Below are 13988 nucleotides of genomic sequence, written 5' to 3'. Positions count from 1 at the left end.
CCAGCCATGATTTCCGCCAACGCCCTCGAGTTGCGTGCCGGTGCCCGGATCCTGATCGAGTCCGCGAGCTTCAAGGTCGCCGCCGGCGACCGGATCGGCCTGGTCGGGCGCAACGGCGCCGGCAAGACCACGCTCACCAAGGTGCTGGCCGGCGAGGGCCTGCCCGCCGCCGGGACCATCACCCGCTCGGGTGAGGTCGGCTACCTCCCGCAGGACCCGCGCACCGGCGACCTGGACGTCCTCGCCAAGGACCGCATCCTCTCCGCCCGCGGCCTCGACACCGTGCTGAAGAAGATGCGCGAGAACGAGGAGCGGATGGCGAACGGCAAGGGCGCCACCCGGGACAACGCGATGAAGAAGTACGCCCGGCTGGAGACCGAGTTCCTCACCAAGGGCGGCTACGCCGCCGAGGCCGAGGCCGCCACCATCGCCGCCGCGCTGGGCCTGCCGGACCGCATCCTCGGCCAGCCGCTGCACACCCTCTCCGGTGGTCAGCGCCGCCGCGTCGAGCTGGCCCGGATCCTGTTCTCGGACTCCGACGTGCTGCTCCTCGACGAGCCCACCAACCACCTGGACGCGGACTCGATCGCCTGGCTGCGGGACTTCCTGAAGACCTACAAGGGCGGCTTCATCGTCATCTCGCACGACGTCGACCTGGTCGAGACGGTCGTCAACAAGGTCTTCTACCTGGACGCCAACCGCTCCGCCATCGACGTCTACAACATGGGCTGGAAGCAGTACCAGCAGCAGCGCGAGGACGACGAGAAGCGCCGCAAGCGCGAGCGGGCCAACGCCGAGAAGAAGGCCGCGACGCTGAACGCGCAGGCCGACAAGATGCGCGCCAAGGCCACCAAGACGGTCGCCGCGCAGAACATGGCCCGGCGCGCCGAGAAGCTGCTCTCCGGGCTGGACCAGGTGCGCCAGAGCGACAAGGTCGCCAAGCTGCGGTTCCCGGAGCCCGCGCCCTGCGGCAAGACCCCGCTGACCGCGGCGGACCTGTCCAAGTCCTACGGCTCGCTGGAGATCTTCACCGGCGTGGACCTGGCGATCGACCGCGGCTCGCGGGTCGTCATCCTCGGCCTGAACGGCGCCGGCAAGACCACCCTGCTGCGGATGCTGGCCGGGGTCGAGCGGCCGGACACCGGCGAGGTCATCCCGGGCCACGGCCTGAAGATCGGCTACTACGCCCAGGAGCACGAGACCCTGGACCCGGAGCGCAGCGTCCTGGAGAACATGCGGTCGGCCGCGCCGGACACCGACCTGGTGCAGATCCGCAAGATCCTGGGCTCCTTCCTGTTCTCCGGCGACGACGTGGACAAGCCGGCCGGCGTGCTCTCCGGCGGTGAGAAGACCCGTCTGGCGCTGGCCACCCTGGTGGTCTCCTCCGCCAACGTGCTGCTGCTCGACGAGCCCACCAACAACCTCGACCCGGCCAGCCGCGAGGAGATCCTGGGCGCGCTGCGTGAGTTCTCCGGCGCGGTCGTGCTGGTCACCCACGACGAGGGCGCGGTCGACGCGCTCCAGCCGGAGCGGATCATCCTGCTACCGGACGGCGTGGAGGACCTCTGGAGCCCGGCCTACGCCGATCTGGTCTCGCTGGCCTGACCGGAAGTAGACGCGGCATCCGCTTTTCGGACCAGAAAAACTAGTCCTTACGGCGTGTCCGGGAATGAAGTAGACCCGGATTCCGTTTAAGGACTTTCCGTCGGCCCGCCATTCGATCGTGGTCGGGCCGACGCTGCTGATCAGCCCTTTCGCGGCGAACGGGGGTACGCGCCCGGGGGCGTGCACTCTGCGTGAGCGCCCTGCTGCGCTCGGATCACCACCGGAGGACCACGCATTTCCGACATCGACCTTGTCGAATGGGTGGCCAGGACGCGGTGGATGGGTGATCATGGGAATCTGACCGAGCAACGCTACGAGGAGGCACGGGTGGCCGAGACTCTGAAAAAGGGCAGCCGGGTGACCGGTGCCGCGCGTGAGAAGCTCGCGGCCGATCTCAAGAAGAAGTACGACTCCGGGGCGAGCATTCGCGCTCTCGCGGAGGAGACCGGTCGTTCGTACGGCTTCGTGCACCGGATGCTGAGCGAGTCCGGAGTGATCCTCCGGGGCCGCGGCGGTGCCACGCGGGGCAAGAACAAGGCGACTGCCGGGGCCGGTTCCTGACGGTTCGTCAGCCATTGGCTGGATGACGCGGCGGCAGGGCGCCGACCGAGGAGACGGCAGCTGACCGACAGCTGGGCGTCCGCCCCCGGGTCGTGTGGACCGGCCGCCGATCGTCATGTCCGGGGTGTCGCCAGCCCCCGACCCTTCCTTCCGTGCGGGTCCCGACGATCTTTCCGGGCCGGGCCCCTGCCCACCCGCGCGCAGTTTTGTTACTCTCCGGTAGCCACATCCCTCGCCACCGGAGGTTCCCGCATGACCGCCCCCGCCACCGAACCGCAGGCCCCGAGCTGGGAGCGGGACGGCGTCCGCCTGGAGATCGAGGGCGAACTCGCCGTCGTCACCCTCTGTCAGCCCAAGCGGCGCAACGCCCAGTCGCCCGCGCTCTGGCGCGCCCTCGCCGGGGCCGGCCGTGACCTTCCCGGTAGCGTCCGGGTGGTCCTGCTGCGCGCGGAGGGCGTCTCCTTCTCGGCCGGGCTGGACCGGGCCATGTTCACCGCCGAGGGCATCCCGGGCGAACCCACCTTCCTGCAGCTCGCCGGGGCGGGCGACCAGGAGCTGGACGACACCATCGCCTCGTACCAGGAGGCCTTCACCTGGTGGCGGCGCCCGGACCTGATCTCCATCGCCGTCGTCCAGGGCCACGCCGTCGGCGCCGGCTTCCAGCTGGCGCTCGGCTGCGACCTGCGGGTGGTCGCGGAGGACGTCCAGTTCGCGATGAAGGAGACCTCGCTCGGCTTGGTGCCGGACCTGGCCGGCACCAAGCCGCTCACCGAACTCGTCGGCTACGCGCGGGCGTTGGAGATCTGCGCGACCGGCCGCTGGGTCGGCGCCGAGGAGGCCGTCGCGACCGGGCTGGCCAACCTGGCGGTGCCGGGCGCGGAGCTGGACTCCGCCGCCCGTGACCTCGCAGCGGCCCTGCTGGCAGCTCCGCGCGGCGCCGTGATCGAGACCAAGGCCCTGCTGCAGGGGGCCGCCGGGCGCTCCTTCGAGGAGCAGCGTTCGGCCGAACGGGTGGCGCAGGCCCGTCGGCTGCGGGAGCTCGCCGGGATCGGCGACTGACCTCGCCGTTCCGATCGGAGGCCCGGCCCCGGGGATGTCCCGGGGCCGGGCCTCCGGCGTTTCCCGGGTGCTCCGCCCGGCGTCCGTGGCGGGCGCTCGGCAGGCGCGAAACGTGGCGAAATGCCAGAGTTGGGGAGGTTTGCGATATAGCTGGAGCCGTACGACGGGAGATACACCCATGCCTGACACTCCGACGCCCGCGACCCTGCACAAGAACTCCGGCGGCAACCCGCTGCCCGGTCCGCCGCCGGGTGTCTCCGGCGCTGCGAAGCCGGTCGACGAGCGCGGCCGGACGGCGCTCGCCGTCGGCGTGGTCGAGAAGATCGCCGGGATGGCCGCCCGGGAGGTCTCCGGGATCCACGCGCTGGGCTCCGGGCTAGCCCGGACGTTCGGCGCGATGCGGGACCGGGTGCCCGGCGGCAAGTCGAGCATCGGGCGGGGCATCAAGGCCGAGGTCGGCGAGAAGCAGACCGCCATCGACATCGCCCTGGTGGTCGAGTACGGCGTGGTCATTCCCGAACTCGCCCGCCAGGTGCGGGAGAACATCATCACCGCGGTCGAGCGGATGACCGGCCTGGAGGTCGTCGAGGTCAACATCGCGGTCAACGACGTCCACCTCCCGGACGAACCGGAGTTCGAGGAGGAAGAGGAGACGGCGACGGCGCCGGGACAGCGGACCAAGCTCAAGTAGCGGGCGGCCCCGGCGGGGCAGACGCTGCGCGGAACGAGGGAGTAGCGGATGAACCTGGCCATCGTCGGCCTGGTGGTGGGCATGGCCCTCGGCTTCGCCGGGTACTTCGGGGGGTTCGCGGCGTTCCTGCTGGTGGCCGCGCTCGGGCTGGTCGGCTGGGTGGGAGGGCGCCTGCTGGAGGGTGACATCGAGCTGGGCGAGCTCGGGGACCTGCTCCGCGGCCGCGACCGGCGCCGTTGATGGCGGCCCCTGCCCCTGCCCCAGCTCCTGCCCCGGCCCCCGGTCCGGTCCCGGTGTCGGGACGCCGGGGGCGGCTGCGGGTCGCCGACCGCGTCTACGCCCGGATCGCGGCCCGGGCGGCGCGGGAGGTGCAGATCGCCGCCTGGCCCGCCGGGCGGGCGAAGGGGGCGCCGCCGCGGGTCTCGGTGGCGGTGCCCGGGAGCACGGTGACGGTCCGGGTCGAGGTCGAGCTGCCGTTCCCGGCGGACATCGCGGGCCTGGCCCGCGCGCTGCGGGAGGCGGTCGCCGCGCGGGTGCTGGGGCTGACCGGGACCAGGGTGTCGGACGTGGTGGTCGTGGTGGAGAAGCTGGTGACGGGGGCGGCCTCATGAGCGACGTGAGCGAGGCGAGCGACGCGAGCGATGTGCGCGACCCGGGTGCGGAGGCGGTCGAGGGGACGGCCGACCGGCCGCGCGCGGTCCGGGTGCACCGGCTGCGGGCGCCGCGCACGGCGGCCGCGACCCTGGTGTCGACGGTGGTGCTGGTGGCCTCCGGGGCCCTGCTCTACGACGTGATCGCGGTCCGGGCGGGGTACCAGGCGCGCAGGTGGCGGACGCAGATCGCCGACGAGCTGGCGACCCGGCACCTCGACGACCAGTGGGTGCTGGTCGGCGCCGGGGCGGCGACGCTGCTGGGCGGGTGGCTGCTCTGGCTGGCGATCGCGCCCGGGCTGGGGCGGTGGCTGGTGCTGCGGCCCTACGGGGGGACCGCCGCGGCCGTCGACCGGGCCGGGATCGGTCACCTGCTGACGGACCGGGCGGCCGGGCTGGCCGGGATCGACCAGCTGCGGATCCGGGTCGGGCGGCGGCGGGTGCGGGTGTCGCTGATCGGGCCGGCGGACCCGGCGTCGGTGCAGCGGCAGTTGCGGGAGGAGCTGGACCGGGTGGGGCTGGCGCGGCCGCTGCGGCTGGACGTGCGGACGCCCGGTCGGCGCAGGGCGGCGGAGAGCACGGAGGCCGGGGAGAGTCCGGAGCAGGAGGCCACGGAGCAGGGTGACGGGCCGGTGTCAGGGCCGGGGCCCGAGTCGGGAACGGGGGCGGCGGGGTGAGCCGGGTACTCGTCAACCGGGTGCTGCTCGGGGTGGTGGGGGTGGCGCTGCTGGGCGTGGGGGTGCTGGTGCTGCTGGGCGGGTTCGACCTGTACCGGCGGGCGGGCGCGCAACCGCCGCAGTGGTGGCCGCTGACCTCGCCGCACCAGCCGGTGGTGAGCGCGCGCTCGCGGGGGCGGTGGGTGTCCTCCTCGTGGTGGTGGCCGACGGTGATCGGCGGGCTGGTCGTGCTGATGGCGGGGACGGCGTGGTGGCTGGTGGCGCAGTTGCGGCGGACCGGGCTGAAGAGCATCGCGGTGCCCACTCCGGGGGTGAGCGGGCTGCGGCTGCGGGTCCACGCGGGGGCGTTGGAGGAGGCGCTGGAGACCGGGACGGTGGTGCTGCCCGAGGTCGAGCGGGTCAGGGTCCGGCTGGTGCGGGCGCCACGGCACCCGCGGTTGCGCGGGGCGGTGCGGCTGACGCCGGGCGGGGACCCGGCCGCGCTGGTGGAGCACTTCGAGGACGGACCCCGGATCGATGCGCGCGGCAGCCTGGGGCTGCCCGAGCTGCCCGCGGACCTGCGGATCCGGGTCCTGCAGGCCGCCCCCGCCGAGCCGCGGCACCGGTGGTTCCGGCGGCGGCGGAGGAAGCCGAGGGTGCAGTAGTCGAGGCCGTGGGAGATCAGAGGGTGCGCAGGGCGCCCCCGTCGACCGGGACCATCAGGCCGGTCAGGTAGGAGGCGGCGGGGGAGAGCAGGAAGGCGGCGACCTTGCCGAACTCCTCGGGGGTGCCGTAGCGGCCCAGCGGGATGCCGGCGCAGGCCGCCGCGCGGGCGGCTTCCGGGTCGGCGGCGAGCGAGTCGAGCTCGCGGACCCGGTCGGTGTCGATCCGGGCGGGGAGCAGGCCGACCACGCGGATGCCGCGGGGGCCGAGCTCGTCGGCGAGGGTCTTGGCGGCCATCGCCAGGCCGGGGCGCAGACCGTTGGAGATGCCCAGGCCCGGGATCGGCTGGCGGACCGAGCTGGAGAGCACGAAGCCGATCACACCGCCGGCGGGGAGCACGGCGGCGGCCGCGCGGGCCAGGCGCAGCGCGCCGAGGAAGACGGACTCGAAGGCGTCGCGCCAGGCCTCCTCGGGGGTGGTCTCGACCGGGCCGGCCTGGGGGCCGCCGACGCTGATCAGGATGCCGTCGAGCCGGCCGAAGTGCTGCCGGGCCTCGGCGATGAGGCGCTCGGGGGTGTCGGGGGAGGCGTTGTCGGCGACCACGCCCCGGGCGGTGCCGAGGGTGTCGAGTTCGGCCACGGCCCGGTCGACGGCCTGCCGGGTGCGGCCGCTGACGAGGACGCGGGCGCCGTCGGCGGCGAGTTCGCGGGCGGCGGCGAGGCCGAGGCCCCGGGTGGCGCCGGTGACGATGTAGGCCTGGTCTTTCAGTCCGAGATCCATGGGGACATCTTGCCGGGTGGGGCGGAGTGCGGCGGGCGCAGGTGGGGGAGGTGGCGGCCGGGGGCCCGCGGAAGGGCGGTGGCGGGGCTGGCGTTGACGCCCGGGGGAAGGTTTACGGTCGGTACCGGTGGTTCGGGAGGAGCGGGTTCGGGATGCGGATCGGGGAGCTGGCGGAGCGGGCGGGGACGACCACCCGGGCGTTGCGGTACTACGAGCAGCTGGGGCTGTTGCCGGCCCGGCGGGCGGGCAACGGGTACCGGGCGTACGACGAGGGGGACCTGAGGCTGCTGCGGGAGATCCGGATGCTGCAGGACGTCGGGTTCGGGCTCGAGGAGACCCGGCCGTTCGTGGAGTGCCTGCGGGCGGGCCACCCCGAGGGGGACTCGTGCCCGGCCTCGCTGGAGGTGTACGAGCGCAAGCTCGCCGAGCTGGACGACTGCATCGCCCGGCTGCGGGACGCCCGGGCCCGGGTGGCCGGGCAGTTCGAGCGGGCGGTACGGGCGCGGGACGAGCTCGCGGCCTCGGAGCAGCCACCGCGGTGCGAACTGACGAGACCGACGAAGGAGTAGGCGATGGTGGAGATCGCGGGTGTGCCGGCGGTGACCGACGAGACGTTCGCCGCGGAGGTGCTGGCGGCCGAGGGTCCGGTGCTGGTGGACTTCACGGCGGACTGGTGCCCGCCGTGCCGGATGATGGCGCCGGTGCTGGCTGACGTCGCGCGGGAGGAGGCCCACCGGCTGCGGGTGGTGAGCGTCGACGTGGACCGCAATCCGCGGACGCAGGCGGCGTACGCGGTGCTGTCGATGCCGACCTTGATGGTGTTCCGGGGCGGCCGGCCGGTGCGGTCGGTGGTGGGTGCGCGGGCGAAGGCGCGGTTGCTGCGGGAGCTGGAGGACGTGCTCTAGCGGGTGCGGACGGGCCTCAGGCCGGGACGGGTTCGGTGACGACCTCGGGTTCGGCGGCCTGCTTGGCGCGGTCCTTGGCCTCACGGCGGGCGAGGATCCAGACGCCGACCGGGATCATCGCGGTGAACAGCCACCACTGGATGGCGTAGGCCATGTGCGGGCCGATGTCGGAGTGGTCGGGCGCGGGGACCAGCTCCGGCTGGTCGGCCGGGGCCGGGGTGGTGGCGGCCAGTTCGAGGTAGCCGCCGAGCAGCGGGGTGCCGCTCTCCTTGGCCTGCTCGGCGGTGTTGATCAGGTTGAACTGGCGGTCGGGCAGGCCGGCGCGGTCCTTGATGCCGCTGGCGCCGTAGGTCTCGTCGGCGCGCAGGCGGCCGGTGAGGGAGACCTCGCCGGCGGGGGCGGCGGGGACCGGCGGGTACTGGGTGGCGCCGGCGCCGGAGGCGACCCAGCCGCGGTTGACCAGGAGGGTGCCCTTGCCGTCGGAGAGCTTCAGCGGGGTCACGACGAAGTAGCCGATGGTCCCGCTGGAGTCGGTCCGCTTGCGGACCACGAACTCGTGCGCCGGATCGTACCGGCCGGTGGCGGTCACCGCGCGCCAGGTGACGTCCTGGGGGATCGCGGAGCCGGGGGCCGGCGACAGGGTGTCGAAGGGGACCGGGGAGGCGGTGAGGGCCTTGCCGATCAGCTCGTTCCGGGCCACCCGCGCCTCGTGGCGGTGCAGCTGCCAGAAGCCCAGCTTGATCGTCGCGGGGATCAGCAGCAGTGCGATCAGCATGGTGATCAGCCACTGGCGGGTCAGCAGAAAACGGTACACATGGGAACGGTACGCCGACCTCACGGCGGGCTCACGCACCGGGGTGCGGGGCGACCTCGCGCAGCAGCTGGAGGAAGGCGTCCTCGGTGACCACCGGGGTGCCGACCTCGCGGGCCCTGCGGGCCTTGCCGCTCCAGCTGTCCGGCTCGTTGGTGACCAGCAGGCTGGTGAGCCGGCTCACCGAGGTGGCGATGTGCAGGCCGGCCTCGACGGCGCGGTCCTCCAGGAGTTCGCGGTCGGTGGAGGTGTCGCCGGTGAAGGCCACCCGCATGCCCTGGACCAGCGGCTCGCCGTCCTGCCAGCGGCCCGGGTTGGGGTACGGGCAGGTCGGCCGCTTCTTGGCCTGGCGGTAGTTCGCGCCGGTCCAGGAGGCGCGGCCGGGGGTGGCGGGCTCGTCCTCGCCGAGGTCGGTGACCGCGACGCACTTCTGCAGCGGCAGCGGCACGCCGCCGAGGCGGGCGAGGTGCAGGCTGGGGCGGAAGGCCTCGGCGAGCACCCGGGCGTCGTCCAGGGCGTTGTGGGCGTGGCGCTGCTGGACGCCGAAGTGGGCGGCGAGCGAGGCCAGCTTGCCGTTGGGCAGCGGCAGGCGCAGGTCGCGGGAGAGGACCATGGTGCAGATCCGCTGCTCGACCGGGGCGCGCAGGCCGGCCCGGGAGAACTCGCGGGAGATCATGTTCCAGTCGAAGAGTGCGTTGTGCGCGACCAGGACCCGGCCGCGCAGCCGGTCGGCGAACTCGTCCGCGACCTGCGGGAAGGTCGGGGCGGTGGAGAGCAGCTCGGCGGTCAGGCCGTGGATCCAGACCGGGCCCGGGTCCCGCTCGGGGTTGACCAGGGTGTACCAGTGGTCGGTGACCTCGCCCTCCGGGTCCAGCTGGTAGACGCCCGCCGAGATGACGCGGTCGGAGCGGCCGAGACCGGTGGTCTCGACGTCGACCACCGCGAAGCCCTCGGTGGGGGCGGCGGAGCGCTGGGCGGGGACCGTGGCGGTCCTCGGCGCGGGCTGGATCGGTTGCATGGTCCAACAGGATAAGGGGGCGGCGCGCGGGGCCCGGCCGGAATGTTCCGATCGACCGCCCGGAATAGAGTGGTCGACAGGGGTGTCGTACACCTGGTCGAGCTCGTTCTCAGCGAAGGAACAACGCATGCGTGCCACCGTGATCCACGGCCCCAACGACATCCGGATCGAGGACGTTCCGGACCCGGTGATCCAGCACCCGACGGACGTGGTGCTCCGCGTGCTGAACGCCTGCATCTGCGGCAGCGACCTGTGGGCCTACCGCGGGGTGGCCCAGCGGGTGGCCGGGCAGCGGATCGGGCACGAGTTCCTGGGCGTGGTCGAGGAGGTCGGCGCCGAGGTGCGCGGCTTCGCCAAGGGCGACCTGGTGGTCGCGCCCTTCGTCTGGTCGGACGGGACGTGTGATTTCTGTCGCGAAGGCCTGCAGACCTCCTGCCCGCACGGCGGGTTCTGGGGTCAGGTCGGCTCGGACGGCGGCCAGGGCGAGGCGGTGCGGGTGCCGTTCGCGGACGGCACGCTGGTGAAGCTGCCCAAGGAGGCGGCGGGCGACGAGAAGCTGCTGCCCGGACTGCTGGCGCTGTCCGACGTGATGTCGACCGGGCACCACGCGGCGGTCTCGGCGCGGGTGCGGCCCGGGGCGACGGTCGCGGTGGTCGGCGACGGCGCGGTGGGCCTGTGCGGCGTCCTGGCGGCGCACCGGCTGGGCGCGGGCCGGATCATCGCGCTGGGCCGGCACACCGCCCGGACCGAGCTGGCCCGGCGCTTCGGGGCGACGGACGTGGTGGCCGAGCGCGGGGACGCCGCCGTCGAGGCGGTCAAGGAGCTGACCGGCGGCCAGGGCGCGCACGCGGTGCTCGAGGCGGTCGGCACCGAGGAGTCGATGCGGACGGCCGTCTCGATCGCCCGGGACGGCGGCGCGGTCGGGTACGTCGGGGTGCCGCACGGCGGCAGCGCCGGCGTGGACATCGGTCAGATGTTCGGCCGAAACGTTTCGCTGAACGGTGGCGTCGCGCCGGCCCGCGCGTACATCCCCGAGCTGCTGCCGGACGTGCTCTCCGGGGCCATCGAGCCGGGCCTGGTCTTCGACCGCACGGTGGGTCTGGACGGCGTGCCGGACGGCTACCGGGCGATGGACGACCGCTCGGCGCTGAAGGTCCGGATCGCCTTCTGACGCATCGTCAAGAGGGGCGGCACCGTTGGTCGGTGCCGCCCCTCTCGCATGGGACGGGGGCGGTCCGGGCGCAGTGGTGCGGATGGTGGTTTTCGGCCATTCGAATGGTGCGAGGGGGTGAACGACTGGCCGATCGCGGTCATCCCCTTTCGGGGTGGGCACCACGCTCCTAGCATTGCGCGGCGCGCCCGCGAAATGTGACGCCCCTCACGCTCGATCGTTCCCCCCGTGTGACAGCTACGCCGAAGGAGTGAGGAGAAAGAGTGGATTCGCCGCCGATCACCACTACCCCTACGGAAGTCCAACTCATCGAGAACAGCGAGGAGTTCCGTGTCCTGCGGCGCTCGTTCCGGAGCTTCGCCTTCCCGGTCACCATCGGCTTCGTGCTCTGGTACCTGCTCTACGTCCTGCTCTCGTGCTACGCCCCCGGCCTGATGAGCACCAAGGTTCTCGGGCACGTCAACCTCGCCCTGGTGCTCGGGCTGCTGCAGTTCGCCACCACCTTCGCGATCGCCGCCTGGTACGCCCGCTACGCGGACCGGCGGATCGACCCGGCCGCCACCGCGATCCGCGAGGCGCACGGAGCCGTCGTCCACGCCCCCCGGGAGTCCGCCGAATGACATCGCTCGCCAGCTCCGCCACCGAGCACCGCGGCCTGACGATGTCCCTGTTCGGGGCGTTCGTGCTGGCCACCCTGGTCATCACCGTCTGGGCCGGGCGGCAGAACCGGAGCGCCGCCGACTTCTACGCGGGCGGCCGCGGCTTCACGGGCTTCCAGAACGGCCTGGCCATCTCCGGCGACTACATGTCCGCCGCCTCCTTCCTCGGCATCGCAGGGCTGATCGCGCTCAACGGCTACGACGGCTTCCTCTACTCGATCGGCTTCCTGGTCGCCTGGCTGGTCGCGCTGCTGCTGATCGCCGAGCCGCTGCGCAACTCGGGCCGGTTCACCATGGCGGACGTGCTCGCGTTCCGGATGCGCCAGCGCCCGGTGCGCACCGCGGCCGGCGTCTCCACCATCGTGGTGTCGATCTTCTACCTGCTCGCCCAGATGGTCGGCGCCGGGGCGCTGGTGGCCCTGCTGCTGGGGGTCACCGGGGAGGGCGCCAAACGCTGGACCATCCTCGCGGTGGGCGCGCTGATGATCATCTACGTGGTGATAGGGGGCATGAAGGGCACCACCTGGGTGCAGATCGTCAAAGCGCTGCTGCTGATCGCCGGCGCCGCGCTGATGACCGTCCTGGTGCTCGCCAAGTACCACTTCAACCCCTCGGAACTGCTCGGCGCGGCCGCCTCCGCGAGCGGCAAGGGCGCGGCCTTCCTCGAACCCGGCCTGAAGTACGGGGCCACCAACACCTCCAAGCTCGACTTCGTCAGCCTGGGGATCGCCCTGGTGCTCGGCACCGCCGGCCTGCCGCACATCCTGGTCCGCTTCTACACCGTCCCCACCGCCAAGGCGGCCCGGAAGTCGGTGCTCTGGGCGATCGGCATCATCGGCGTCTTCTACCTGATGACCCTGGCGCTCGGCTTCGGTGCGGCGGCGCTGGTCGGCCGCGGCGGCATGGTGGCCGTCGAGGGCAAGACGCCGTCCGGGAACACCGCGGCGCCGCTGCTCGCCGAGCAGCTCGGCGGCGGGGCGGGCACCACCGGCGGGGCGGTCATGCTCGCGGTGATCTCGGCGGTCGCCTTCGCCACCATCCTCGCCGTGGTGGCCGGGCTCACCCTCGCCTCCTCGGCCTCCTTCGCGCACGACCTGTACGCGAACGTGATCCGGCGCGGGAACGCGAGCGAGCGGGAGGAGGTGCTCTCGGCGAAGTGGGCCGCGGTGGCGATCGGCGCGGTCGCCATCGTGCTCAGCCTCTACGCGGGCAAGCTCAGCACCGCCGCCCTGGTGGCGCTGGCCTTCGCGGTGGCCGCCTCGGCGAACCTGCCGACCCTGCTCTACTCGCTGTTCTGGAAGCGCTTCACCACCGCCGGCGCGGTCAGCTCGGTGTACGCCGGCCTGATCTCCTCGGTGGTGCTGGTGATCTTCTCCCCGGTGCTGTCCGGGGGCAAGAACTCGCTGTTCCAGGGCGTCGACTTCCACTGGTTCCCGCTGGAGAACCCCGGCCTGGTCTCCATCCCGGTCGGCTTCCTGGCCGGCTGGCTGGGCACCCTGCTGTCCGGGGAGCGCTCCGACCCGGCGAAGTACGCTGAACTGGAGGTCCGCTCGCTGACCGGACTGGGCGCCCATTGATCGTCCCGCGATGACTATGCTGGCCCGGCCCGCCTCACGGTGGCCGGGCCGGCCGCATCTCGGGAAGGACGTACGTGCTGCTCGACACCTTCGGACGACGGGCCGTCGACCTGAGGGTCTCCCTCACGGACCGGTGCAACCTGCGTTGCACCTACTGCATGCCGGAGGAAGGCCTGCAGTGGCTGGCCAAGCCGGACCTGCTCACCGACGAGGAGATCGTCCGGCTGGTCGCGATAGCCGTGCGGGACCTGGGCGTCCGCGAGGTCCGCTTCACCGGCGGCGAGCCGCTGCTGCGGCCCGGACTGGTCGCGGTCGTGGCCGCCTGCGCGGAGCTGGAACCGCGCCCCGAGCTCTCGCTGACCACCAACGGCATCGGGCTGGCCCGCACCGCGACGGCGCTGCGCGAGGCCGGGCTCGACCGGGTCAACGTCTCGCTGGACACCCTCGACCCCGAGGTGTTCCACACCCTCACCCGCCGCCGGCGCCACGGGGACGTGCTGGACGGGCTGGCCGCCGCCGAGCGGGCCGGGCTGACGCCGGTGAAGCTGAACGCCGTGCTGATGCGCGGGGTCAACGACCACGAGGCGGCCGACCTGCTGGCCTGGTGCCTGGAGCGGGGCTACGAGCTGCGCTTCATCGAGCAGATGCCGCTGGACGCCCAGCACGGCTGGGACCGCAGCTCGATGGTCACCGCGGAGGAGATCCTCGACCTGCTGCGGGCCCGCTTCGCGCTCACCCCGGAGCCGTCCGCCCGCCGGGGCGCGGCGCCTGCCGAGCGCTGGCTGGTGGACGGCGGTCCGGGCCGGGTCGGCGTGATCGCCTCCGTCACCCGGCCGTTCTGCCGCGCCTGCGACCGCACCCGGCTCACCGCCGACGGCCAGGTGCGCAACTGCCTGTTCGCGACCGGGGAGACGGACCTGCGCACGGCGCTGCGCTCGGGCGCGGACGACGCCGAGCTGGCCGCGCTGTGGCGGGCGGCGATGTGGGGCAAGAAGGCCGGGGCCGGGATCGACGACCCGGAGTTCCACCAGCCCGAGCGGCCGATGTCCGCGATCGGCGGCTAGCGCGGCCGGAGCGGCTGGGGCGGCCTGAGCGGTCAGAGCACCCCGGCTCGGCCGAGCCGGGGTGCTCTGACCGGGGAGGCCCGGGGGGCCGGGGCCGCCGGGGGGCCCGGGGGGGAGG

The 13988-nt window shown here is 73.3% G+C and carries 17 protein-coding genes; 14 read left to right on the top strand and 3 right to left on the bottom strand.

Annotated elements, in window-relative coordinates:
• Positions 1-6 precede the first annotated feature (6 nt).
• From AB0Q99_RS16165 to AB0Q99_RS16130, 8 genes are all read left to right on the top strand, one after another.
• Positions 7-1605, top strand: a complete 1599-nt coding sequence (locus tag AB0Q99_RS16165) for an ABC-F family ATP-binding cassette domain-containing protein (RefSeq protein ID WP_363572135.1) — start codon at positions 7-9, stop codon at positions 1603-1605.
• Between the two features lie 327 nt (positions 1606-1932).
• The gene (locus AB0Q99_RS16160; RefSeq protein WP_030059940.1) at positions 1933-2166 is read left to right on the top strand and encodes a helix-turn-helix domain-containing protein; all 234 of its coding nucleotides are present in this window, start codon (positions 1933-1935) and stop codon (positions 2164-2166) included.
• A gap of 252 nt (positions 2167-2418) precedes the next feature.
• Entirely contained in the window at positions 2419-3225 is an 807-nt protein-coding gene (locus AB0Q99_RS16155) for an enoyl-CoA hydratase/isomerase family protein (RefSeq protein ID WP_363572133.1), read from the top strand.
• Between the two features lie 178 nt (positions 3226-3403).
• On the top strand, positions 3404-3916 hold the full coding sequence (locus tag AB0Q99_RS16150) for an Asp23/Gls24 family envelope stress response protein (RefSeq protein ID WP_363572131.1): 513 nt from the start codon (positions 3404-3406) through the stop codon (positions 3914-3916).
• A gap of 48 nt (positions 3917-3964) precedes the next feature.
• Complete coding sequence (locus AB0Q99_RS16145; protein ID WP_363572129.1) at positions 3965-4156, top strand: hypothetical protein; 192 nt, start codon at positions 3965-3967, stop codon at positions 4154-4156.
• A 53-nt stretch (positions 4157-4209) separates the two neighbouring features.
• Positions 4210-4527, top strand: a complete 318-nt coding sequence (locus tag AB0Q99_RS16140) for a hypothetical protein (protein WP_363572127.1) — start codon at positions 4210-4212, stop codon at positions 4525-4527.
• Positions 4524-5243: a DUF6286 domain-containing protein gene (locus tag AB0Q99_RS16135; RefSeq protein WP_363572125.1), complete on the top strand. Its 720-nt coding sequence runs from the start codon at positions 4524-4526 to the stop codon at positions 5241-5243. Before AB0Q99_RS16140 ends, AB0Q99_RS16135 begins: the two co-directional genes overlap by 4 nt.
• A complete protein-coding gene (locus tag AB0Q99_RS16130) occupies positions 5240-5887 on the top strand; it encodes an alkaline shock response membrane anchor protein AmaP (protein ID WP_363572123.1) in 648 nt (215 codons plus the stop codon). The genes AB0Q99_RS16135 and AB0Q99_RS16130 overlap by 4 nt, the downstream gene beginning before the upstream one ends.
• Before the next feature lie 16 nt (positions 5888-5903).
• Here AB0Q99_RS16130 and AB0Q99_RS16125 read toward each other — a convergent pair whose 3' ends face one another.
• Positions 5904-6665: an SDR family oxidoreductase gene (locus AB0Q99_RS16125; RefSeq protein ID WP_363572121.1), complete on the bottom strand. Its 762-nt coding sequence runs from the start codon at positions 6663-6665 to the stop codon at positions 5904-5906.
• Between the two features lie 152 nt (positions 6666-6817).
• On the opposite strand from AB0Q99_RS16125, the gene AB0Q99_RS16120 reads away from it, so the two are divergent.
• Positions 6818-7234 carry a MerR family transcriptional regulator gene (locus AB0Q99_RS16120; RefSeq protein WP_363572119.1) on the top strand — a complete coding sequence of 139 codons (417 nt, stop codon included), beginning with the start codon at positions 6818-6820 and terminating at the stop codon, positions 7232-7234.
• Between the two features lie 3 nt (positions 7235-7237).
• A complete protein-coding gene (trxA, locus tag AB0Q99_RS16115) occupies positions 7238-7570 on the top strand; it encodes a thioredoxin (protein WP_363572117.1) in 333 nt (110 codons plus the stop codon).
• A 16-nt stretch (positions 7571-7586) separates the two neighbouring features.
• Here trxA and AB0Q99_RS16110 read toward each other — a convergent pair whose 3' ends face one another.
• Both AB0Q99_RS16110 and AB0Q99_RS16105 read right to left on the bottom strand, forming a co-directional pair.
• A complete protein-coding gene (locus AB0Q99_RS16110) occupies positions 7587-8384 on the bottom strand; it encodes an SURF1 family protein (protein ID WP_363572115.1) in 798 nt (265 codons plus the stop codon).
• A gap of 31 nt (positions 8385-8415) precedes the next feature.
• Positions 8416-9399, bottom strand: coding sequence for a DEDDh family exonuclease (locus tag AB0Q99_RS16105; RefSeq protein WP_363572113.1), 984 nt, complete (start codon positions 9397-9399; stop codon positions 8416-8418).
• Between the two features lie 127 nt (positions 9400-9526).
• Between AB0Q99_RS16105 and AB0Q99_RS16100 the strand changes: the two genes are divergently transcribed.
• The 4 genes from AB0Q99_RS16100 (at position 9527) to moaA (ending at position 13870) form a co-directional block, all read left to right on the top strand.
• A complete protein-coding gene (locus AB0Q99_RS16100; protein WP_363572111.1) occupies positions 9527-10570 on the top strand; it encodes a zinc-dependent alcohol dehydrogenase family protein in 1044 nt (347 codons plus the stop codon).
• A 263-nt stretch (positions 10571-10833) separates the two neighbouring features.
• Entirely contained in the window at positions 10834-11190 is a 357-nt protein-coding gene (locus AB0Q99_RS16095; RefSeq protein WP_363572109.1) for a DUF485 domain-containing protein, read from the top strand.
• Positions 11187-12806: a cation acetate symporter gene (locus AB0Q99_RS16090; RefSeq protein ID WP_363572107.1), complete on the top strand. Its 1620-nt coding sequence runs from the start codon at positions 11187-11189 to the stop codon at positions 12804-12806. The genes AB0Q99_RS16095 and AB0Q99_RS16090 overlap by 4 nt, the downstream gene beginning before the upstream one ends.
• A 74-nt stretch (positions 12807-12880) precedes the next feature.
• Positions 12881-13870, top strand: coding sequence for a GTP 3',8-cyclase MoaA (gene moaA / locus AB0Q99_RS16085; protein ID WP_363572105.1), 990 nt, complete (start codon positions 12881-12883; stop codon positions 13868-13870).
• The last annotated feature ends 118 nt before the right edge of the window (positions 13871-13988 follow it).

The sequence above is a fragment of the Kitasatospora sp. NPDC086791 genome, assembly GCF_040685975.1.
Classification (GTDB): domain Bacteria; phylum Actinomycetota; class Actinomycetes; order Streptomycetales; family Streptomycetaceae; genus Kitasatospora.
The sequence above is the reverse complement of the archived record's forward strand: the minus strand, read 5'-3'. Positions and strand labels throughout refer to the sequence as shown.